Here is a 20,262-nt window from a genome sequence, read left to right as displayed (position 1 = left end):
CCTAGCGATCGAGGATCGGCACGAATCCGCCGAACACCCGTCGGCTTTCGTCGATGCCTACGCCATCATTTTGCAGCAGTGGATCTTCCATCATCTTGGGCCAGGCACCATCGCGAACCTGCTTGGACGGCCATTCAATCCATCCCAAGACTACCGTTTCATCATTCTTGGCAGCGACTGCCTTTTTGAAATCGGTTACCTTGCCATCAGGTACCTCGTCGCCCCATGCATCGACACTGCGCACGGCGCCGTGTGCCAGAAACAGAGCCGAAAGCTTGTTTGCATAGTCAATGTAGGATTGGCGCGCGCTGTTGGGGACAGCGATAATCGAGCCCTCCAGATAGCCAGTCTCTCCCTTTCCGTGGCGTTCAGCAACGACGTCAAACCCGCCATAGATCATGCGTGCGCCGTCGAACGGCATCTTGGCGCCCATCTCCGCCATGGCGGGGTCGTTCGCCATTTTTTCGTTCGCCGCAGCCGCAGCCGCAGCATCGGGGTAAAACTGAAACGAATAAACGATCTCTTCGTCCGGCTTTGCAGCGACTGCCCGGTAGAAATCGGTCACCTTGCCTCGCGACACATCATCGCCCCAGCTTTCGAGCATTCGCGTTACGCCAAGCCCCTTGAAATAGCCAACCGATTCTTCTGCAAACGCCTGATATGCCTTCTTGTTAGCCACCGGCACTGCGGCGACAAACCCCATCACATAGGTCATTGAAACACTCCCTTCGACGATGGCCAGCATTGACTTTTATGTTGATATCAACCTATCTAAGGAATGTCAAATTCGATTCGACCAGTGCCGTACGAGGCAACGCTTCATGTTCGCGATCATTGCTTATGCCTCGCTGCACAGCGCGCGGCGCGCGCACTTGCCCGACGCTTCGATGATGCAATGCGACCGACAGGGCTGACCAATGGTCAGTTTTCATTGCTAATGGGACTGAACAGACCTGAGGCGCCTTCGATCAGTGCGCTGGCGGCACTTCTGGCGATGGACCGAACGACGCTTACCGCCAATCTAAAGCCGCTTGAACGCCGCAAGTTTGTGGCTCTTGAAGTCGACTCCAACGACCGGCGTGGACGGCGGGTTCGCCTGACCGACCTGGGCCTGGACGCTCTGGCTGCGGCGCTACCGGTCTGGGAGCGCACACACGCCGAGCTTGACGTTCATCTGACCCGGATCGGCGCGCCGGATATGGCGCGCCATTTATGGGCGATAACCGAGCAGCATCACCCGAAACACACTTAGCTGGTCAGGACTATACGGATCAGGTCGGCAGTATTGCGGGCACCGAGCTTTTCCATCACCCGCGCTCGGTGGACTTCGATAGTGCGGGGCGAAATGCCGAGCTCACGGCCGGCCTCCTTGTTGGATTGACCATTGGTGAGCAATTGCAGGACTTCACGTTCGCGCGGGGTCAGTTGCGAAAAACCGCGGATCTCGACTTCGCGCTGGCCGTCACGGCAAGGTTTGAAATGAACATCGCGCCGCAGCGTCTCCCGAACGGCGCGGACGAACCGCTCCGAATCCACGGGTTTGACGAATACATCGCTTGCCCCGGCGCGCATGGCTTCCACCGTTCCATCGACCAATGGGCGGTCGGCCAACATGAACACGGGAATGCCCGAACGCATGTCTTTTATCCGGCGCAGCGCCGGCAGCATGTCCTCGCCATCAAGGTCGAAATTGAGGATCACAACATCTGGCCGCCGCTGACCAAAACGCGCAATAAAGTCGTCGCTATTGCGCGAAATGACCGTTTGGAAGCCTTCAAGACGAAACAAGACATCAAGCCCTTCACATGTGGGCTGATCGCTGTCGACGATATGGACCAGCCGGTCACGATTGAGAAACGGCCGATAGGAAATTTCCGAATTCACTGCTCTCTCCAATTCTTTCGGGATGCGTCATGTCCATCACGCACAACGCCCTCCTCTCCCATTGAGCTTAAAAGGCAACTCTCGCCAGCCTTGGCCGGCGCTACATCGCTGGGGCGTCTGTGCGGCCCCGTACCCGACCGACCAAAGACTTGATTTGGCCACACCAGGCCGCGTTCTGGTGTTCTCCACCTCGCACCGCCAGATCCCATACTTTGCGACCGAATCCAGGCACGTTCCCTGCAACTGCCTCCGCCTCCACCCGGAGCAATCAACGACCCGCCCACTCTGTAGTGGCGTCAAATCGGCTTGCTGTTGCAAACATGAGTTGCAAGCCGAGTTTGCTATAGGGCGCGGGCTCTGCCGGTCGGTCTCTGCCCTATCGCTCACTACGTACATATAGGACTATAATCTTATAACAGTTTGAGCAATAGGATAAACTACGTATAGAGGACAAGTATCCTTGCCGCGCAAAAGCAAAGGCCCGCTCGATTGAGCGGGCCTTTCCAACGGTTTGCAGCTTTGAGCAGTTACCTAATTCTTGGCTTTCAAAATATCGCGGATTTCGGACAGAAGAACCTCCTCGCGCGGCGGCGCTGCGGGCTCGGCGGGTTTTTCCTCTTCCTTTTGTTCGCGCCGTAACATGTTGATGCCCTTGACCAGCATGAACAGCGCAAACGCAACTATGGCGAATTTCACCACTGCATTGATGAACAGTCCGATGTTGAGCGTGGCCACGCCGGCAGCTTGGGCCACGGCCAGGGATGGCACTGCAACGCCATCGGGATTGGAAAGCACGATAAACAGGTTGGTAAAGTCCACTCCACCGAGGAGCAAGCCGATAACCGGCATGAATATGTCATCAACGAGCGACGACACTATTGTGCCGAAGGCTCCGCCAATAATGATACCTACGGCCATGTCGACCATATTGCCCTTGACGGCAAATTCCTTGAATTCCTTGACGAATGACATCCGGGTGTCTCCTGTCGTTGCTCCCCGCCCCGCGCGGCCATTCAAAGCTAGCCCCGATTCCCTCGCCATGTCCATTGGAATGACTTGACATTTCAGCCACGCAAGGGCCACCACAACACAGTTCGGCGGGGTTAGGAGCATTGCATGCCCGAGAGCACAGATCCCCAGCAGCTTGCCTACGATACCCGCATTAACGGGGCGATCGATCACCTTCCCTATGGCCTTGCCATATTCGATGCCGAGCTGCGACTGGCTTCAGCGAACACTCAATACCGCGCGGGCATGGAGTTGCCGCAATCGCTGACACTTGCAGGCACGCTGCTCGACGAAATCTTGTTGTTCATGGCGCGACGGGGCGATTTGGGGCCGGGTACGCCCCAAGTTGTAGCCGACCAACGACGGCGCCTGATAACTTCAGAACCCACAACACTGACCCAACGCACCAACATCTCGGGCCATCAGCTGGAAATACACACAGCGCGACTCCCCGACGGTGGACTGCTGATCTCCTATTCGGACGTTACCGACAGGGCCCGCGCTGAAACGGCCCTGGAACAGGTCAATCACACGCTCGAAGAACGGGTGAATGATCGCACCAGAGCCCTTACGCTTCTTAACGCCGAACTCGAGAAGGCTCGTGCCAAGGCGGACGCTGCCAACCACGAAAAAACCCGGTTCCTTGCGGCGGCAAGCCACGATCTGCTGCAACCGCTCAATGCAGCCCGTCTTTACACATCCACGCTGTTCGAGCGCACGCGCGGAACGCCCATGGCCGAATTAGCATCCTCTATAGATGCCTCCCTCAATGCTGTCGAAGACATCATGTCGACGCTGCTTGACATTTCACGCATGGATTCGGGCGCACTGAAGGTTACGCGCACCAATATCGACATTCTCGACCTGCTGAGGAAAATCGAGATCGAGTTTCAGCCGCTCGCTGCCGAAAAGGACATTTCGCTGCGGGTCGTTGGGGCTTCATTTACTGTCAGATCGGACCGGATGCTTCTTGCCCGGGTGATCCAGAATCTGGTCTCCAATGCCATTAAATATACCCGGCCCGGCGGCAGCGTTCTTGTCGGTTGCCGCCGCCGCGGCGAGACTGTCCGTCTCGATGTTATCGACACCGGCATCGGCATCGACCGCCATCAGCATCAGTTGATTTTTACCGAGTTTTCCCGCCTAGAGCAGGGCGCACGCATTGCGCCGGGACTGGGTTTGGGCCTGTCCATCGTGCAGCGCATTCTTGCAGCGCTCGACCACGCGATGGAAATCGAGAGCACCGTAGGGCAAGGTTCGCGGTTTTCAATCTCGGTGCCGCTTATCGCTATGGCGCCGCGCCAACCGGTACAGGCCGACGCCGCGCCCACGCGCGCCAACACCCTGCTCGATGGACTTCATGTCTTGTGCGTAGATAATGAACGATCGATCCTTGATGCCATGTCGGGCTTACTTCAGAATTGGGGCTGCGAAGTCCGCACAGCGACTTCGCTGAAGGAAATAGCGCAATTGGGAATGCTCGAGGGTTGGGTACCCGACCTCGTTCTGATGGACTACCACCTCGACCAGACCTCTGGCCTTGACGCTATAGAATGGCTCAAGCAGATCGTTGGCGGGCATCTGCCCACGGTTTTGGTCACTGCCGATCAAACACCGGCTGTCCGGAAGTTGGCGGAAACCAGAGGCACACCGGTTCTGAACAAGCCGGTGAAGCCAGCGGCACTGCGAGCACTGCTCTCGCAAATGAGCAAACAGCTTTAATCCATGCCCCCTAGTCCGTCGCGTTGGACCCGGAGATGCAGCGATCTGGCGCATGCTATCGCTGGAGGCGATGGCGCGGCATCCAGAGTCATTTCTGACCGGATATGAAGACGAAAGCGCCATTCCGCCCGAGCAATACACCGAAGCCATAAGAGCCGGTGCTGTGGTGCTTGTCGCTCAAGGCGATCAAGGGGGCGGCTTTCCTGCGGATTGTCGGCAAGTACGGCTCAATCCACGGTCTTTATGTCCGCCCGGATGCACTGCCTGCAGGATTGGCAGACGCTCTATTGAGTGGATTGATGAACCTGGCGCTGGAGGGCAGGTGCGACTGCGTGGAACTTGGCGTTTTCAGCGACAATTTGGCTGCACCAATCTCTATCAAAAGCATGGCTTGTTCTGACGTTGTCCGTACCGGTTGGAGAGAGGAAAAAACTGGACCAAGCTTGCTAGGCTCAATCAGTCCGGGGCGAGGCCCTTGATCATTGCTTGAAGGCAGTTTTCCCATTCTGCTCTATCGCCGCCCGCTTCTATGTCCAACGAGGCCGCGTCAAACGCCGCAGATATCATTGCAGTTAGTGGCTCAAGTGCCAGAGCCCGGATCGCTCCAGCCTTGATAGCGTTAGCAAGGCCCTCACGCAGCGTGGCTGCACTGTGGCACATGTCTATCGCCTTCGCCTCAGCATGGCCAAGCACGGCCGGGCCGTCCAGCAACAACAGCCGCGTGCGCCCCGGAACAGCCATCGCATCGAGATAGGCTTGCCCACCCGCCATCAGCGCTTCCATAGCTGAAGTGCCCGCGGGGGCGGATTGCACAATATCGTGGGCGACCGCGGTGGCCTCAGAATTCACGACAGCAGCGAAAAGTTCGCGCTTGTCCGCAAAGTGATGATAGAGCGCGCCACGCGTCACGCCCGCTTTGGACGCGATTTCAGGCGTACTAATTTCCCCATAGGGACTTTCGACAAAAAGCATGCGCCCCGCATCGATCAACGCTGAACGCGTGGCTTCTGAACGGTCCTTGTTTGACCGGCGTGACGAACCTTCTTGCATACATGCAGCCTGTATGTTAATTCCTACTTACATACAGACAGTATGTCTCCTTTAAACGAAAGGAAACCCCGTGCGCCCCACCAGCTTCTACCCAGTCGTCATGACCGATAACGTCGCGACATCAGCTGCCTTTTATGTCGAGCATTTCGATTTCCGCGTCCTGTTCGACAGTGACTGGTATGTTCACCTGCAATCGAGCAGCAACCCAGCTTTCAACTTTGCCGTGCTGGACAAGTCCCACCACACGGTTCCACACGCGCACCGCGGCCAGACAGGTGGCCTACTGCTTAGCTTTGAAGTCGACGACGTCGATGCCGAATACGATCGCCTGAAAGCTGCAGGCGCAACAGTTCTCCAAGACATTCGTGATGAAGATTTCGGCCAGCGCCATTTCATCGTCAGCGACCCCAACGGGACCATGATCGATGTCATCAAGCCCATTCCGCCCAGCGCGGAATTTGCATCCCAGTATGCTCAGGACGCTCTGCCTCAGTGAATGACAATAACACCAGCTGGCCCCGCCAAACACTGGGGCCAGTCTATTTTTTCCAATACGACAGCAATATCAGGCTTGCTGATCCTCCACGAGCTGGGCGAACTGCCCCTGCTCGATCTTGGCGGCGGCGATCACCGCCTGGGTGCGGCTATCGACATTGAGCTTTTGCAAGATTGCCGAAACATGGGCCTTGACCGTGGCTTCGGAGATTGAAAGCTCATAGGCTATCTGCTTGTTCATCAGACCGTCCGAAAGCATCATGAGCACCCTGATCTGCTGGGGAGTCAGCGTTGCAAGGCGCGTAAGCACCTCTGTCTGCTCATCATGCCCGTCAAGTGAGACCCCTTCAGGCACCCACAATCCGCCAGCAAGAATAGTATCGATCGACTCCCGGATTCGGGCAGCGCTTTCCGACTTGGACAGAAAGCCCGATGCGCCCAGATCAAAACAGCGACGGATGACCGACGTATCTTCAACAGCGGAAACGATCATTACCGGCACTTCAGGGAACTGCGCGCGCAAGAGGAGAAGGCCCGAGAAGCCCCTCACGCCTGGCATGTTCAGATCGAGCAAAACAAGATCGCAATCGCGATTGGTTTCGAGCGCCGCGCTCAATCCTTCGATATCACCAGCCTCCTCGAACATCATACCGCCATCCCGGCCCTCGAGCGTCTGGCGCAGAGCGGCCCGGAAAAGGGGGTGATCGTCGACGATGATAATACGGTGGCTCATTGGGGCGCTGGACCTCGCCGGGGCAGGAACGATACTGGAGACCTTCTAGCCTCCAAGAGTAAACACAATGGAGATAATGCTAAATTCGAGCTGCGAATCAAGCATATGTCGGTCTTTTACGCGTATTGAGCCTTCGATGTGAGGCTTCGACCTCATTTTCCGCCAGCAAGCCGACCCTCTTAAATGATGTCGCCCCGACCATCGGGGTCTTGCGGCTCAGCCAGCATGCCTTCGATGATCTGTTCGACCCGCGCCAACTCAGCTAGCGATTTTTCGATGGCCGAACGGCGTTGCTGGAGAAGGTGGCGCTGGTGATGAACCTTGTCTAGCGCACGGCGCAGATGATCATACGAGCCGTCCCGCAAATCATAGGTGTCGAGATATTCCTGAATTTCGCGGAGCGTCAGCCCGACCTGTTTGCCATCAAGGATAATGCGAAGCCGCAAGCGGTCACGGTTGGTATAAAGGCGCTTGTTGCCTACCCTGCGAGGCCGCAACATGCCCTTGTCTTCGTAAAAGCGCAGGGTCCGGTGCGTAATCGAGAACGCATCGGCGAGCTCTGCAATCGTATAGATTGCCGGGCCCTCGCTCTGGCGCGTCGCGCGGTCCTTGCGGGCTGGTCCACTCATATTGATGACTTGCTGCTGTCTTATCGCTGTTCGGCTCAAGCTCAAACATCACCATGAACTGAGACCTCGCGCAATCCATGCGTAAAAATAGCAATGAGATCAATGCGACATGCAATCACGGTTAACGCGATGTTTACCATAAGAAGACGAAAGTCAGGATAGGCGATTCCATCGTCAGAAACGGCACGGTCGACGTGCCGTCGGGAGCCTGTCGGAAAGCAATATGGCGCGAACGAACCCACATCACGACTGGGATGAGCCGCAAACCAATCTTCGCCGGTCCAATGGGGCGGAATGGGAAAGCTTGCGAAACGAATTGGTAGCGCTGCTCGATCAGGTCGAAGACCAGGTCGCGACAAGCCAGGCCACCAAGGATAGCCCGCAGCCGGCGGCCCAGCCGCGCCCTGCCCTGCATCAGCCTGATCGTCATTCGGAAGCGTTGCGCAGCGTACGACAGGCTGTAAGCCGTCTTGCAGACCGGTCACCCGAGGACCGACCGGTAATGCGCGAAAGCGTTGTCGACGCCATCAATCAGATCCGAGCGCGCCAGACGGGCGGCGCTGCATCCGTTGCACCCAACCCCGCTCCCGCAAATGTCGCGACGGCTAGCGCGCCACGCTCAGAGCTTGCCGACTTCGCCAGATCGCTCGACGCGATTGGCGAAAAGATTGCTGGCTTCGAGGATCGCATCGGGCAGCGCATTGAATCGCTTGGGGAAAACTCCAACATTGCCGGGCAGATCGACCAGCTCAGCGAAGTTATCGAAATGCTTGCCGGCGCCGTAGGTGAGACCGGGCAGATCAAACGTATCGAAGCCCAGATCGGCAATCTTGCCGAACTGATCACATCGGACCGCAACTCGGGGGGGAATTTGACCTCCCAGCGGATCGAAGAGCTGACCTCGACCATCGAAAAACTCGTCACGCACCAACTTCAGACTAGCGAACGCGACAGCCAGCAGGCTGCTCTGGCCGACGATCGTCAGATCCAGGCGATGGCAATGATCGAGCAGAGCGTACGCTCCATTTATGATCGCATCGACACTCTTGAAGCGAGCCAGTCGCGCCCTTCGGACGATATCGAGCGCCTGAGCCGGGATATGGCTGCGCTGACAGAGGCCGTGAGCAAACCGACCGAGCCGACCAGCCTTCTCGAAAAAATCGACGCCATTAGCGCACGCATTTCCACTATCGAAGCGCCCTCACGCGACGATGCTGCAATGCTCGCCGAAAGCGTCACGATGTTGCGCGACGTTATTGCCGAGACCATCGAGCCGCGCTTTAGCCAGCTTGAACAGCGCATTGAAACGATGACCGCCCCGGCAGAGGCGCCAGCAATCGATGCCATCGAAGCGCAATTGCGCCAGATTGCCCGTCGCGTCGACGAAACCGGCGCGCAACTCAAGGCAATGGCCGAGCTGGAAAGTGGCGAAGCGCCGGCGGGTCCCGACCTTGAAGCCCTGGCCGACATGATTGCCAGCAAGACCCAGAACGCGCCGATCGCGAGCGCCCCGGACGCGGACGGCGTCGAAAAGGCCGATCTTGCGGCCCTTGAAGATCGCCTTGCTTCGTTGTTTTCGCGGAGCGTCGAGAGTGGCGCGGAGGCCAGCAATCTGTCAGGCGTACGCAATTCGATTGCGCAGGTCGACAACCGTATTGCCCGGCTGGAAGCCATGCTGAACAGCAAACCAGCAACCACTACGACCAACGAACCGGAAACAACGCATACTGCCGCCCCAACTCCTGATATTCCACGTCGCAAGCCTGAAGACGCGATGCCGGTTGATCCGGCCACCGGCGCGTCGCGGCGCGTCCTGGGCCAGGGCGCTGTCGATACCGACGAAGCGCCAAAGGAGATCGTGGACATTGCCGAACCCAATACCGGTTTCGCGCTCGACACAGCGGCAATCGATCGTCCGGCCAAGCCGAAATCGAGCCTTACAGAAGCCCAAAGTCGTTTTGAAACTACCCCGGCTCCTGCTGCAGCTCCGGCAACAGCAAATGCAACCCCGACTGTCTCGAATGCCACGCGAGCTAGTTTCATCGAGGCTGCACGCCGTTCGGCCCGCCAGCCAGCAGCCGATGAGATCGATGAGCCGAAATCCCTGATCGGGCGGGCTCTGGCGCGCTTCCAGCGGGAAGAGACCGAAAGCTCCGACGAGCCTGTGTCCGAGGCCACACCTGTTCTTGAGTCTTCCGAACCAGTCGTTGAACCACGCCATGAAGACGAAGACGTCGATGGCCACGAGGCCGCAGCGCCGAGCTTTTTTGCTCGCAATCGGCGCGCATTGTTGCTCGGCACCGCCGTTATTGCAGTAATTGCCTTGGCGACACCTCTGGTTTTGGGACGCATCATGCCGTCAGGCTCTGCACCGCAGAACGCGGAAAGCGCCCAGGTCGTCGAACCACAGGCACCGGCCCAAGAAGGCGCCCCAGCCGCGGACGTGAGCGCCACCGACGCTGCCCCGGCAGCTGCAGGTCCTGAAGACTCGGCAGCACCCGCCATTTCAGAAGAACCAACCGAGACAGATACAGCATCTGCCGATGATCTGATGTCAAACGTTCGGGTCATCGAGCAACAACCGCGCCTTTCCGCAGCGATGGTGGATTCGGACGCGTTGACGGCAATCCCGACAATTGACCCGATGACGACGGCTTCGATCGGTGCGGCGAGCGGATACGCAGCGCCTTCCGATACAGCAACTCTGCCCGCCATCACCGCACCTGCAGCGATTGAGCCCGTAGCATTGAGGGACGCCGCAGACGAAGGTGACCGTTTCGCACAGTTCGAGGTTGGAGCCATCCTCACCGAAGGCACAGTCGTCGAACAAGATTTCGGAGATGCGGCAGCCTGGTATGAACGCTCCGCGGCTCAGGGCTTTGCCCCCGCACAATACCGACTCGGCAGCCTCTACGAGGGCGGCCGCGGTGTCGAGCGCGACCTTGACATGGCGCGTCTGTGGTACCAGCGCGCTGCGGAAGCAGGAAACCGCATGTCCATGCACAACCTTGCGTCGCTCTACGCTGGCGGTGAGCTGGCCGATCAGGATTTTGCCGCCGCGGCACATTGGTTTGAAGAGGCCGCCAGTCGTGGCTTGACCGACAGCCAGTTCAATCTGGGCATGCTTTATGCGCGTGGTCTCGGCGTCGATCAGGATTTCGAAAAATCCTACATCTGGTTCTCGCTTGCAGCTCGCTCGGGCGACGAAGATGCGGCCAATTCGCGCGACGATGTTTCCCGCTCGCTCGAGGCCGACGCCATTCAGCGCCTCGACGCTACCCTGGCTGCATGGACACCCGTCGAAATCGATATTGCTGCCAATTTCGCGCCGATCGGTACCTGGGACGACGAATTCGATCCCGGTCCCTCAATCACCAACCGTGATGTGATCATGCGTGTGCAGGTGCTGCTTGGAAAACTCGGTTACGACGTTGGCTCGCCCGACGGCATTCCCGGCCCCAAAACCAGCGAAGCTGTTGTTGCATTCGAGCGCGCAACCGGTATGAACGAAAGCGGCTCGATAAATCCGCGCCTGTTGGCCGTCCTAGGCAGCCAGCCGGTCTAGATTTATCTGGGCCACAGATCCGTGGAACCTAATCTTCTATTTTAGGTGCGCGTCGTTACACTATCTCCACAGGCAGCGCCTATTGACGCCCTGTGTTCCCTGCCTTTGATTGGGCCCGGCCGTGCTGATCTATTTGCCCATCGCAGAAATGTCTGTGAACCTGTTCTTCCTTGTGGGGATCGGGGCCGCCATCGGATTTCTATCGGGTCTGTTTGGGGTTGGCGGCGGGTTCTTGCTGACGCCCCTTTTGATCTTCTCGGGCGTTCCTGCGCCGGTGGCGGTTGCCTCTGTTACAGGGCAGGTTGTGGCAGCCTCGACGTCGGGTGCGTTGTCGTATTGGCGACGCGGCGGCATCGATCTGACATTGGCCATGTTCCTTGTCAGCGGTGGCGTGTTCGGTGCCGGCGTCGGCGTCTGGATTTTCGATCTCTTGCGCTCTTTCGGTCAACTCGATCTGGCCATTTCGTTCGGATACCTGATCTTTCTTGGTTCAATCGGCTCGCTGATGCTGATCGAGGCCATCCGCTCGCTCATCCGCTCGCGTCGCGCCGGACCGCCACCGCGCCGCATGCCGGGTCAACACAACTGGGCTCACGGTCTGCCGCTGCGCTTCCGCTTCAAGCGCTCCAAGCTATATATTTCTGTAATTCCGGTCATCGGCATCGGATTTCTGATCGGCATTGTGGGGTCGCTGCTGGGCATTGGCGGGGGGTTCATTCTCGTGCCAGCACTGGTTTATCTGTTGCGCATCCCTGGCTCGGTGGTTATCGGCACCTCGTTGTTGCATGTGCTGGCCGTTATGGCAGCAACCTGCGTCCTGCACGCCTATCAGAGCCAGAGCGTTGATATCCTACTGGCGTTTTGTCTGATGGTGGGCAGCGTTGCAGGCGCTCAATTCGGCGCGTCTGCGGGTCAATATCTGCGGGGCGACCAATTGCGGTTCCTGCTCGCTTTGATCGTTCTTGGGGTGGCGATACGGTTTGCGCTTTCGCTGCTTTTGTCGCCTGCCGATCCCTTTTCGACATCGGTGCTCGGCTTCGGAGAAGGCTTGTGATCGCGGCGCGCTTCCTCCTCTCCCTTCTGGTGGTGCTTGCGGCACTCCCCGCCGCGCATGCCCAAGGTCTTGTGTTCGGCACTTCAGACCCGACGATTTCGATCCATTCAAATTTCGCGGGCGAAACCATAACGCTTTTCGGCAATATCGAACCGAGTCCGGACGGTTCCCGTCCCCAAGGCGTATTCGATGTCATCTTCATCATTCGCGGGCCGGTCGAGGATCGCGTTGTGCGCCGCAAGTCGCGCCAATTCGGCATTATGCTCAACGCCGACCATGCACTGTTTTCGGGCCTGCCATCATTTTACCGTCTGCTTTCGAGCCGACCGATCGAAACGATTCTCGATCCCGAAGTCATCGCGCAACGCAACCTGACTGTAGAATCCCAAATTGCCGCTGCGATGGAAGAAACGACGGGAAATGTCGCGCTGTTCGAAAGTGAACTTGTGCGACTGATGGGCAATGCCAATCTGTTTCGGACCGATGGACGCGGTGTCAGCTTTCTTTCGCCTACCTTTTTCTCCACGCGTGTCGTACTACCGGCGAACGTGCCGAACGGCATATTTTTGGCTCAAGCCCTTGTCGTGCAAAACGGCGAGATCGTTGCCCAGAGTGCACAGCATTTCTTCGTGCAAAAGTCGGGGTTCGAGCGGTTCGTCGGTGAGGCTGCGGTGAGCCAGCCGTTGCTCTATGGTTTGGCAACAGTGCTCTTGGCGCTGGTTACCGGTTGGCTTGGCGGCGTATTGTTCCGTCGCTAAGGCTTAGCCCATTACCAGGCGCTGACGGCTAACCGGATATACCCTGTCTCGCCCAAGCATCATCACTTCGAGCCTGGACTGGTCGAAGAGCCCGGCAAAGGCCGGCGACAATACATTGAGACTTCCTGTGGACGCACCATAAGCGGGAAGGATCATCAAATGCTCATCCCATGCAAAACATGGGCGCCTTGACGATCTGCCATTCATCGATACGCGCGCTGCCGGGTGGAGATGCCCGGAGATCAGCCCGGGATTGCCAGCTTGAGGTTCATGGCGCAATGCACAGCCAGAAATCGCCAGCTCGTTACAGCACGTTCCCCCCAGTTCGTGAGGCGCTGGGTCGTGATTGCCAGCAATCCAGACCCATTCGAGCTGACCGACCATTTCTGCAAGTCGCTGACGGTCTTCACCCAGAAGTGTCGTGGTTCCCTCGTCCCGATGAAAACTGTCACCCAACGCAAAGACGCGCTTTGCTCCAATCAGGGCGATGTCGCGTTCGAGCCGCTTGAGAGTCATCGCCGTATCGTAAGGTGGCAGCAGCTGACCAGAACGAGCGAAACTTGAGAGTTTCTCAAGGTGAAGATCGGCTACCAGCAGGGCCTCAAGCTCGGGCCAATACAGCGCGCCGGAAGACAGCGGAACAAAGATGTTGCCCGCAAACCGGATCGTTTCGCGTTCATCCTTGCCGCTGGCGGGCTGTGCCTGAGCCAAAGTCTATCCCTGGTTGGTCGGAACGTCGGTGCCGATCGCCTCTGCAATCAGATCTTCGGCTGCTTCGCGCAGAACCGCTTCTCGCGCTTCCCCGAAGACCGGTTCCTTGCCGATATCGAGCAATACAGGTACCGCAAGAGGCGAGATTCGGTCCAGTCGCTTGTGTTTGATGTGTCGTCGGATGCGACGCAGCGCCTGTCCCAGCCTTTCGATATCGAGCAGGCCGCGGGCAGCATCGCGCCTCGTAGCCTCGATTAGGATGTGGTGTGGCTCGTGCTGATAAAGCACATCATAGATGATGTCCGAGCTGACGGTGAGCTGACGCCCGGACTTTTCCTTGCCCGGATGTCGACGCTCGATCAGGCCGGAGATAATGGCACAGTTTCGGAATGTGCGCTTCATTAGCGCGGATTCGTCGAGCCAGGCTTCAAGATCATCGCCCAGCATATCCTCGTCGAACAACTGGTCGAGCGACAACCTGCCTGAAGAAATCAACGCACCCAGATCCGATGCGCACCATATGGCCAGCGCGTAATCGGACGCGACAAACCCAAGGGGCTGTGCTCGTGCCCGCTCAAGTCGTCGGGTCAACAGCATCCCCAAGGTCTGATGTGCCAGTCGCCCCTCGAAGGGATAGCACACAAGATAGTGCTTATCAGCACGCGGGAACGTCTCGACCAGCAGGCTGTCGCTGTCGGGCAGCACAGAGGCATAGTTTTGCAGATCCAGCCATTCGCGCACCTGATCGGGCAAAATTCGCCAGCCTTGGGGGTTGGCGAGGATCTTGCGGACTTTGTCGGCAAGAAACGTCGAAAGCGGAAAGCGCCCGCCCATGTAGGAGGGAATTTTGGGGTTGTCGGAAAACGAGCGCGACACATAGGCCTCGGTTTCAACAACACCCTCAAAGGCAACGATCTCACCGCCGAACATGAAGGTATCTCCACGTACCAGCTGATCTATGAAATACTCTTCGATCTCGCCAAGCACCCTGCCACCGCGCCCGATCGGTCCGGTCGTCGCCCCTTTGCGCACCCCACGGGCGCGGACCAACCGTACCTTGAGCATCGGCTCTTCGACGATCGTACCGACGTTAAGACGGTATTGCTGGGCAATCTGCGGGTTAGCGATCCGCCACAACCCCTCGGAGGTCTTGCGCAGTTTGGCGAAACGTTCATAGGCTTTCAGCGCATATCCACCCGTTGAGACAAACTCGAGCACGCGGCCGAATTTTTCCCGACTGAGGTCTTTGTAGGGCCAGGCTGAGGTAATCTCGGCAAAGATGGCGCTCTCATCAAGCGATTCGGCGCATGCCAGACCCAGGATGTGCTGCGCAAGAACGTCCAGCCCGCCTTCAAGCGGGTTTTCACTGTCCTGCGCTCCTTCAGCGACGGCTTCAAGCGCAGCTTCACACTCTAGAACCTCGAAGCGGTTGGCGGGCACGAACATGGCCTTGGAGGGTTCATCGAGCCGATGGTTGGCACGCCCGATCCGCTGAAGCATGCGCGAAGCGCCCTTGGGGGCGCCAACCTGCACAACAAGATCGACGTCACCCCAGTCAATGCCCAGATCCAGCGTCGAGGTACATACGACTGCGCGCAGCATACCCGAGACCATTGCGCTTTCCACCTTGCGCCGCTGTTCGACCGAGAGCGAGCCATGATGGAGTGCAATGGGCAGGCCATCATCATTGATCGCCCAAAGGTTCTGAAACAGCATCTCGGCCTGAGATCGGGTATTGACGAACAGTAAAGTCGTGCCATGCGCCTTGATCGTCTCATAAAGGTCGGGAACTGCGTACGCAGCCGAATGACCAGCCCAAGGCAAGCGCTCCTGGCTATTGAGTATCGACAATTTCGGTGGGGCACCACCCGGCGCATTGAGCAAGACGGCGGGATTGGGCGCAACAGGCGCGGCGATCCATTCGCGCAAGATGTCGGGTTGCGCAACGGTCGCCGAAAGCGCAGTGAGTTTCACAGTCGGCGACAATCGCGCGAGCCTGGCGACACCGAGACTGAGCAGATCGCCGCGCTTGGACGTGACGAGCGCATGGAGTTCATCGAGCACGATCCGCCGCAAGCCGGAAAACAGTCGGGCGCTGTCAGGGTGGCTGAGAAGCAGCGCCAACTGCTCGGGCGTGGTCATCAGGATATGGGGCGGATCGAAACGCTGTCGCTGGCGCCGGGCCGCTGGCGTGTCGCCAGTTCGGGTTTCGACCTTGATCTTGAGGCCCATTTCGCGGACCGGGTCGCCAAGGTTGCGGGCAACGTCGACCGCGAGCGCCTTGAGCGGAGAAATGTAGAGCGTGTGCAGTCCATCGACAGGTCTTGCGATGAGATCTTCGATTGACGGAAGGAAACCGGCCAATGTCTTGCCGGCCCCGGTCGGAGCAATCAACAGAACCGAATTTCCGGCGCGCTCGGCCTCCAGAACGGCCAACTGATGCGGCCGCGCATGCCAGCCCTTGGAGGCGAACCAGTCGGCTACGATAGGCGAAAGCGCTGTCACGATGTCGGTAGCTCTTTAATTGGCCATTGTCGGCGCCTATGTGGCATCATGAGCAGAATCGATGGACCCGATAGACCGATGCCCGAGAGTATGGACAACCGCGACACAAATCAAAGACCAAGCTGGCTGGAAGCGTTTCTGGGCGGCACACCGGGACGAGTGGCTGTCCGGTTGATTCTCATGAGCCTGGTCGTGGGCTTTTTGATGTCGATCTTCGGAATCAGTCCCGATGCGATTTTCCGGTCGATTCAAAACTTCATCAATTCGATCTTTGACAATGGCTTCGAAGTCTTCCGCGACGGCTTCGCTTATATGCTGACGGGCGCGGTGATCGTCCTGCCGCTCTGGTTCTTGGGGCGCCTGATGGCTGCGGGAAGACGGCGCTAAGCGATAGCTGGTTGAGCAGAACAGTGGCGGCGATTAAGATGGTGCAGGGCATTTGATTTGCCCTGCCCAGTTTAAAGCGATGCAAGGTCTTGCCCATGTCTCCCGTCATTTTCATCACCGGTGCCACGTCCGGCTTCGGCGCAGCAACGGCGCGTCTTTTCGCAAAGAACGGCTGGAAGGTGATTGCGACGGGCCGCCGGCGTGAACGGCTCGCCGAACTTGAGGCCGAGTTTCCGGAAATCGTCCACTGCATAGAAATGGACCTGACTGACAGAGCCTCTATCAAGCATGCCGTCGCGTCCATCCCCGAAAACTTCAAGCCAGTCACCTGCCTGTTCAACAATGGCGGACTTGCGCTGGGCACCGGGGCCATTCCAGAAATCGATACCGGTCAATGGCAGACGATGATTGACACCAACATTGTCGGGCTGCTGCATACAACCGTCGAAGTCCTGCCGCTGATCAAGCAGGTGGGGCGCGGTTCCTCAATCATAAATGTCGGCTCTATCGCCGGGCGCTTTGCCTACACCGGGGGCAATGTTTATGGGGCGACCAAGGCTTTCGTGCATCAGTTCTCGATGAATCTGCGCACTGATACCATGGGATCCGGCATTCGTGTAACGTCGCTGGAACCGGGCCATGCCAAATCGGAATTCACCGCAGTGCGCACAGGTGGCGACTTCGAGGCCAATGAAAAAATGTATGCAGACAACGAGCCGCTCTTGCCCGAGGACATTGCCAATACAGTTTGGTGGCTCGCGAACCTGCCAGCACATGTAAACGTCAATTCCATAGAGATCATGCCTGTCTGCCAGGTCCCCACACGGCCAGTTCTGCTCAAAAAGCGTGACTTTGAGAGTTAGAACGGGGTACGTGGAATCGGATAGCGTTGCGTTTCCTGCCTCTTCCGGTTCCTGTCCATGACTGCAGCTGTCCACCCCTTCAAGGTTCAACATCGCGATGTGTGGGCGATCGCCATCCCCGCCTCGGTAGCGTTTATTACCGAGCCGGTAGCAGGCATAATCGATACAGCTGTCATCGGGCAGTTGGGGGATGCAGGCTTGCTAGGCGGGCTTTCGCTTGGCGCTGCAGCGTTCAGCGTGGTGTTTGCGCTGGCCTTTTTCCTGCGCTTCGGCACAGCGGGGCTGACCGCACAAGCAATCGGCGCGCGCGACCCGCTTGACGGATTGCTGCATATGGCACGGGCGATGCTGGCGGCGGCCGGTCTCAGCGTTATTCTTCTGGCGCTGTCCTACCCCATCTATCTCGGCTTTTCCGTGGCGCTGGCACCACCCGCCGACGCGGCGGGCGCATTCGCCGATTACATGGGCGTGCGCATGTGGTCGGTGCCATTCGTACTGGTCAATTATGTCCTGCTCGGCTGGTTTTATGGGCGCGCCGATGCCCGCACCGGCATGTGGCTGCAAATCCTCATCAATGTCATCAACATCGCCCTCAGTGTCCTGTTCGTTCAGGGATTGGGTCTTGGTGTTCCCGGCGTCGCCTGGGCCACTGTCATCGGGCAGGCTGTCGCCGCTGTTGCCGGGGCCATCATTGCCATGCGGCATTACGGCGGGATGGGTGCCATCCTGGCCAACACAACGCTTCCTGCCCTGCTCGATATAACCGCGATCAAACGCATGATCGGGCTCAGTCGCGACCTGATAATCCGTTCGGCAGCACTCATGGGCGCTTTTGCCTACTTCGCGGCGCAGGGCGCGCGCATGGGCGAGATCGAATTGGCTTCCAACGCGATTCTTTTGCAATTGTTCTCGGTCTCGGCGTTCTTTCTGGACGGGATCGCTACGGCATCCGAGCAATTGTGCGGCAAGGCGGTCGGCGCCCGATGGCGACCGGCATTCGAGCGCGCCACCAGGCTCACGCTGGGCTGGGGGCTGCTGATTGCCGGGACGCTTAGTGTATTGCTTTTGAGCTTTGGCTGGCTGGCGATCGACTTGATGACCACCAATATTGAGGTGCGCGAAATGGCGCGCGTCTATCTTGTCATGGCGGCACTTACACCGCTTACGGGCATGCCGGCCTTTGTATATGACGGGGTGATGATCGGTGCGACGCTGAACGTTACCATGCGCAACGGTATGATCGTCTCACTGCTTGTCTATCTGGCCGCAGCCATGGTCCTGCAGCCAATATTGGGCCTTTGGGGATTGTGGATCGCGCTTCATGTTCTGCTGCTCGTGCGTGCTGGCATCTATGCAGTTGCAATCGAAAATCGGAAGACCGAAATTTTCGGCTAAAGCGTTATGCGACCCTCGGCCCAGTCGGTTACGGCCGCCCCTGAAAGCGCGGAAACACCGGCAAGACCGCGTTCGGAAACCGTCTGAGACAGACCAGATTTGATCTCTTCGATCATATCGAGCCCGCCATACACCAGCGCGGAATAGAGCTGGATGACATTGGCTCCAGCTTCGAATTTTGCAATGGCGCTTTGGGCTGAATGGATTCCGCCCACACCGACAAGAGGAAAGTCCGGGCCTAGCCGCAGGCGCATCTGCGCCAGGCGCCGTGTTGCCAGATTAAACAGTGGCTTTCCCGACAGTCCGCCGATTTCATCTGCATTTTCCAGCCCCGCTACAGCGTCGCGTGAAAGCGTCGTGTTGGAAACGATCAGCCCATCGATGCCACTTTCAAGTATTGTCCTGGCAATCGCGTCCATTTCAGCCTCCCCAAGATCCGGCGCGATCTTGAGCAGTATCGGTGTCTGACGCGGCTGCGCGGCGCGGGTTTCCACAAGAGCTGCCAGCAGACGCCTGAGCGCGTCTTCAGCCTGAAGACTGCGCAGGCCCGGCGTATTTGGTGACGAAATATTGGCCGTCAGGTAATCGGCCAGTGGTGAAAACCTCGTCACTCCGACCACGTAGTCGGCAACGAAGTCCTCACTATCCTTGTTGGCCCCGATATTGATGCCAACTGTCTGGCCGGGCTTGCGGCCCTTGAGCCGTTCAAAGGCAAATTCATGCCCTTCATTGTTGAAACCAAGTCGGTTGATCACGCCCATCGCTTCAGGAATGCGGAACACTCTTGGCGTGGGATTGCCTTTTTGCGCGCGCGGCGTCAGAGTTCCCACTTCCACGAAACCGAACCCCGCCTTGGCAAGTGGGCCGAACACTTCAGCATTCTTGTCGAATCCAGGCGCCATCCCTACGGGATTGGGCAAATCCAACCCGCAAAAACTGGTCGCAAGGTTTGCTGGCGTGGGGTTGCCTGCCGGGACAAGGCCGAACTTGAGCGCATTGATTGTTGCCCTGTGTGCGGTTTCGGCGTCCATGCGCATCAGCACGTCCTGACCAAACTTCTGCACAGCGGCATTACGCATAAAATCTGAAATCCCCATCACGCAATCTCCGGCAAATCGAAACCGCCATCAGGACGGGCAACAAGATCGCGCTCGGCGACAACCGCCGCCATGGGCAATGGCGCATAAAGATGAGGAAAGAGCTGTCCGCCGCGCGAAGGCTCCCAGACAAGATCAATCCCAATCAACTCGGGATCAATCGTTGCCAGAACCAACCCACTGGCGCCACGATAGTGTTTTGCGAGCGTTTCGACCAGCTGAGCCGCCGTGGAAAAGTGAATGTAACCATCGGCAATATCGACCGGCGTACCCACCAGTTGTCCCGCTGCGCGTGCCCGCGCCCAGTCATCAGTCGAGGCGATTTTATAGATCGGTTCAGCCATGTAATCTCCTGTCGCGATTGGTCTAACGCTCCAGGATCAGCCTGCCAAGCATGGAAAAATTC

General features: G+C 58.2%; 20 protein-coding genes. 10 read left to right on the top strand and 10 right to left on the bottom strand.

The features are described 5' to 3' along the window. Window position 1: 1 nt before the first annotated feature. On the bottom strand, window positions 2-715 hold the full coding sequence (locus ACN0TA_RS03510; protein WP_417579863.1) for a DUF1428 domain-containing protein: 714 nt from the start codon (window positions 713-715) through the stop codon (window positions 2-4). A gap of 63 nt (window positions 716-778) precedes the next feature. Between ACN0TA_RS03510 and ACN0TA_RS03505 the strand changes: the two genes are divergently transcribed. Beyond that, window positions 779-1,252, top strand: a complete 474-nt coding sequence (locus ACN0TA_RS03505; protein ID WP_417579861.1) for a MarR family winged helix-turn-helix transcriptional regulator — start codon at window positions 779-781, stop codon at window positions 1,250-1,252. On the opposite strand, the gene ACN0TA_RS03500 is transcribed toward ACN0TA_RS03505, so the two are convergent. Both ACN0TA_RS03500 and mscL read right to left on the bottom strand, forming a co-directional pair. Continuing rightward, window positions 1,249-1,884 (bottom strand): response regulator transcription factor, encoded by a 636-nt coding sequence (locus tag ACN0TA_RS03500; RefSeq protein WP_417579859.1) that lies wholly within the window; start codon window positions 1,882-1,884, stop codon window positions 1,249-1,251. The two genes, ACN0TA_RS03505 and ACN0TA_RS03500, sit on opposite strands and share 4 nt — an antisense overlap. Window positions 1,885-2,415: 531 nt before the next feature. After that, window positions 2,416-2,856 carry a large conductance mechanosensitive channel protein MscL gene (gene mscL, locus ACN0TA_RS03495; RefSeq protein ID WP_417579857.1) on the bottom strand — a complete coding sequence of 147 codons (441 nt, stop codon included), beginning with the start codon at window positions 2,854-2,856 and terminating at the stop codon, window positions 2,416-2,418. A 144-nt stretch (window positions 2,857-3,000) separates the two neighbouring features. Here mscL and ACN0TA_RS03490 point away from each other — a divergent pair, with 144 nt between their 5' ends. Together ACN0TA_RS03490 and ACN0TA_RS03485 are read left to right on the top strand one after the other, a co-directional pair. After that, window positions 3,001-4,614, top strand: a complete 1,614-nt coding sequence (locus ACN0TA_RS03490; RefSeq protein WP_417579855.1) for a NahK/ErcS family hybrid sensor histidine kinase/response regulator — start codon at window positions 3,001-3,003, stop codon at window positions 4,612-4,614. Between the two features lie 158 nt (window positions 4,615-4,772). Then, complete coding sequence (locus tag ACN0TA_RS03485; protein WP_417579853.1) at window positions 4,773-5,093, top strand: GNAT family N-acetyltransferase; 321 nt, start codon at window positions 4,773-4,775, stop codon at window positions 5,091-5,093. Here the strand turns inward: ACN0TA_RS03485 and ACN0TA_RS03480 are convergent. Then, entirely contained in the window at window positions 5,071-5,664 is a 594-nt protein-coding gene (locus tag ACN0TA_RS03480) for a TetR/AcrR family transcriptional regulator (RefSeq protein ID WP_417579851.1), read from the bottom strand. The genes ACN0TA_RS03485 and ACN0TA_RS03480 overlap by 23 nt on opposite strands. A gap of 70 nt (window positions 5,665-5,734) precedes the next feature. Between ACN0TA_RS03480 and ACN0TA_RS03475 the strand changes: the two genes are divergently transcribed. Continuing rightward, window positions 5,735-6,160: a VOC family protein gene (locus ACN0TA_RS03475; protein WP_417579849.1), complete on the top strand. Its 426-nt coding sequence runs from the start codon at window positions 5,735-5,737 to the stop codon at window positions 6,158-6,160. 69 nt (window positions 6,161-6,229) lie between these two features. Here the strand turns inward: ACN0TA_RS03475 and ACN0TA_RS03470 are convergent, their stop codons facing one another. Both ACN0TA_RS03470 and ACN0TA_RS03465 read right to left on the bottom strand, forming a co-directional pair. Further along, window positions 6,230-6,892, bottom strand: coding sequence for a response regulator (locus ACN0TA_RS03470; protein ID WP_417579847.1), 663 nt, complete (start codon window positions 6,890-6,892; stop codon window positions 6,230-6,232). 179 nt (window positions 6,893-7,071) lie between these two features. Then, the gene (locus ACN0TA_RS03465) at window positions 7,072-7,521 is read right to left on the bottom strand and encodes a MerR family transcriptional regulator (protein WP_417579845.1); all 450 of its coding nucleotides are present in this window, start codon (window positions 7,519-7,521) and stop codon (window positions 7,072-7,074) included. Between the two features lie 223 nt (window positions 7,522-7,744). On the opposite strand from ACN0TA_RS03465, the gene ACN0TA_RS03460 reads away from it, so the two are divergent. From ACN0TA_RS03460 to ACN0TA_RS03450, 3 genes are all read left to right on the top strand, one after another. Further along, window positions 7,745-11,086 (top strand): peptidoglycan-binding protein, encoded by a 3,342-nt coding sequence (locus ACN0TA_RS03460; RefSeq protein ID WP_417579843.1) that lies wholly within the window; start codon window positions 7,745-7,747, stop codon window positions 11,084-11,086. Between the two features lie 121 nt (window positions 11,087-11,207). Next, window positions 11,208-12,140 carry a sulfite exporter TauE/SafE family protein gene (locus tag ACN0TA_RS03455; protein ID WP_417579841.1) on the top strand — a complete coding sequence of 311 codons (933 nt, stop codon included), beginning with the start codon at window positions 11,208-11,210 and terminating at the stop codon, window positions 12,138-12,140. Next, window positions 12,137-12,898: a TIGR02186 family protein gene (locus tag ACN0TA_RS03450; RefSeq protein WP_417579839.1), complete on the top strand. Its 762-nt coding sequence runs from the start codon at window positions 12,137-12,139 to the stop codon at window positions 12,896-12,898. The genes ACN0TA_RS03455 and ACN0TA_RS03450 overlap by 4 nt, the downstream gene beginning before the upstream one ends. Window positions 12,899-12,901: 3 nt before the next feature. Here ACN0TA_RS03450 and pdeM read toward each other — a convergent pair whose 3' ends face one another. After that, on the bottom strand, window positions 12,902-13,609 hold the full coding sequence (pdeM, locus tag ACN0TA_RS03445) for a ligase-associated DNA damage response endonuclease PdeM (RefSeq protein ID WP_417579837.1): 708 nt from the start codon (window positions 13,607-13,609) through the stop codon (window positions 12,902-12,904). A gap of 3 nt (window positions 13,610-13,612) precedes the next feature. Next, window positions 13,613-16,114 (bottom strand): ligase-associated DNA damage response DEXH box helicase, encoded by a 2,502-nt coding sequence (locus tag ACN0TA_RS03440; RefSeq protein WP_417579835.1) that lies wholly within the window; start codon window positions 16,112-16,114, stop codon window positions 13,613-13,615. Window positions 16,115-16,204: 90 nt separating this feature from the next. Between ACN0TA_RS03440 and ACN0TA_RS03435 the strand changes: the two genes are divergently transcribed. From ACN0TA_RS03435 to ACN0TA_RS03425, 3 genes are all read left to right on the top strand, one after another. Beyond that, on the top strand, window positions 16,205-16,501 hold the full coding sequence (locus ACN0TA_RS03435; protein ID WP_417579833.1) for a DUF6460 domain-containing protein: 297 nt from the start codon (window positions 16,205-16,207) through the stop codon (window positions 16,499-16,501). 95 nt (window positions 16,502-16,596) lie between these two features. Beyond that, complete coding sequence (locus ACN0TA_RS03430; RefSeq protein WP_417579831.1) at window positions 16,597-17,364, top strand: SDR family NAD(P)-dependent oxidoreductase; 768 nt, start codon at window positions 16,597-16,599, stop codon at window positions 17,362-17,364. 57 nt (window positions 17,365-17,421) lie between these two features. Then, window positions 17,422-18,759 (top strand): MATE family efflux transporter, encoded by a 1,338-nt coding sequence (locus ACN0TA_RS03425; RefSeq protein WP_417579829.1) that lies wholly within the window; start codon window positions 17,422-17,424, stop codon window positions 18,757-18,759. Here ACN0TA_RS03425 and ACN0TA_RS03420 read toward each other — a convergent pair. Both ACN0TA_RS03420 and ACN0TA_RS03415 read right to left on the bottom strand, forming a co-directional pair. Beyond that, entirely contained in the window at window positions 18,756-19,856 is a 1,101-nt protein-coding gene (locus ACN0TA_RS03420) for a quinone-dependent dihydroorotate dehydrogenase (RefSeq protein ID WP_417579827.1), read from the bottom strand. The genes ACN0TA_RS03425 and ACN0TA_RS03420 overlap by 4 nt on opposite strands. Further along, window positions 19,856-20,200 (bottom strand): DUF952 domain-containing protein, encoded by a 345-nt coding sequence (locus ACN0TA_RS03415; RefSeq protein WP_417579825.1) that lies wholly within the window; start codon window positions 20,198-20,200, stop codon window positions 19,856-19,858. The genes ACN0TA_RS03420 and ACN0TA_RS03415 overlap by 1 nt, the downstream gene beginning before the upstream one ends. Between the last annotated feature and the right edge of the window lie 62 nt (window positions 20,201-20,262).

The sequence above is a fragment of the Pelagibacterium sp. genome, assembly GCF_048264985.1.
Lineage (GTDB): Bacteria > Pseudomonadota > Alphaproteobacteria > Rhizobiales > Devosiaceae > Pelagibacterium.
This window is presented reverse-complemented; position numbering and strand designations above follow the sequence as displayed.

Coding starts and splice junctions, on each gene's coding strand:
- ACN0TA_RS03490 (WP_417579855.1), top strand. CDS start 3,001: ATGCCCGAGAGCACAGATCCCCAGCAGCTTGCCTACGATACCCGCATT.
- ACN0TA_RS03420 (WP_417579827.1), bottom strand. CDS start 19,856: ATGGGGATTTCAGATTTTATGCGTAATGCCGCTGTGCAGAAGTTTGGT.
- ACN0TA_RS03465 (WP_417579845.1), bottom strand. CDS start 7,521: ATGAGTGGACCAGCCCGCAAGGACCGCGCGACGCGCCAGAGCGAGGGC.
- ACN0TA_RS03415 (WP_417579825.1), bottom strand. CDS start 20,200: ATGGCTGAACCGATCTATAAAATCGCCTCGACTGATGACTGGGCGCGG.
- ACN0TA_RS03505 (WP_417579861.1), top strand. CDS start 779: ATGTCAAATTCGATTCGACCAGTGCCGTACGAGGCAACGCTTCATGTT.
- ACN0TA_RS03435 (WP_417579833.1), top strand. CDS start 16,205: ATGGACAACCGCGACACAAATCAAAGACCAAGCTGGCTGGAAGCGTTT.
- ACN0TA_RS03430 (WP_417579831.1), top strand. CDS start 16,597: ATGTCTCCCGTCATTTTCATCACCGGTGCCACGTCCGGCTTCGGCGCA.
- ACN0TA_RS03480 (WP_417579851.1), bottom strand. CDS start 5,664: ATGCAAGAAGGTTCGTCACGCCGGTCAAACAAGGACCGTTCAGAAGCC.
- ACN0TA_RS03510 (WP_417579863.1), bottom strand. CDS start 715: ATGACCTATGTGATGGGGTTTGTCGCCGCAGTGCCGGTGGCTAACAAG.
- ACN0TA_RS03425 (WP_417579829.1), top strand. CDS start 17,422: ATGACTGCAGCTGTCCACCCCTTCAAGGTTCAACATCGCGATGTGTGG.
- ACN0TA_RS03470 (WP_417579847.1), bottom strand. CDS start 6,892: ATGAGCCACCGTATTATCATCGTCGACGATCACCCCCTTTTCCGGGCC.
- ACN0TA_RS03460 (WP_417579843.1), top strand. CDS start 7,745: ATGGCGCGAACGAACCCACATCACGACTGGGATGAGCCGCAAACCAAT.
- mscL (WP_417579857.1), bottom strand. CDS start 2,856: ATGTCATTCGTCAAGGAATTCAAGGAATTTGCCGTCAAGGGCAATATG.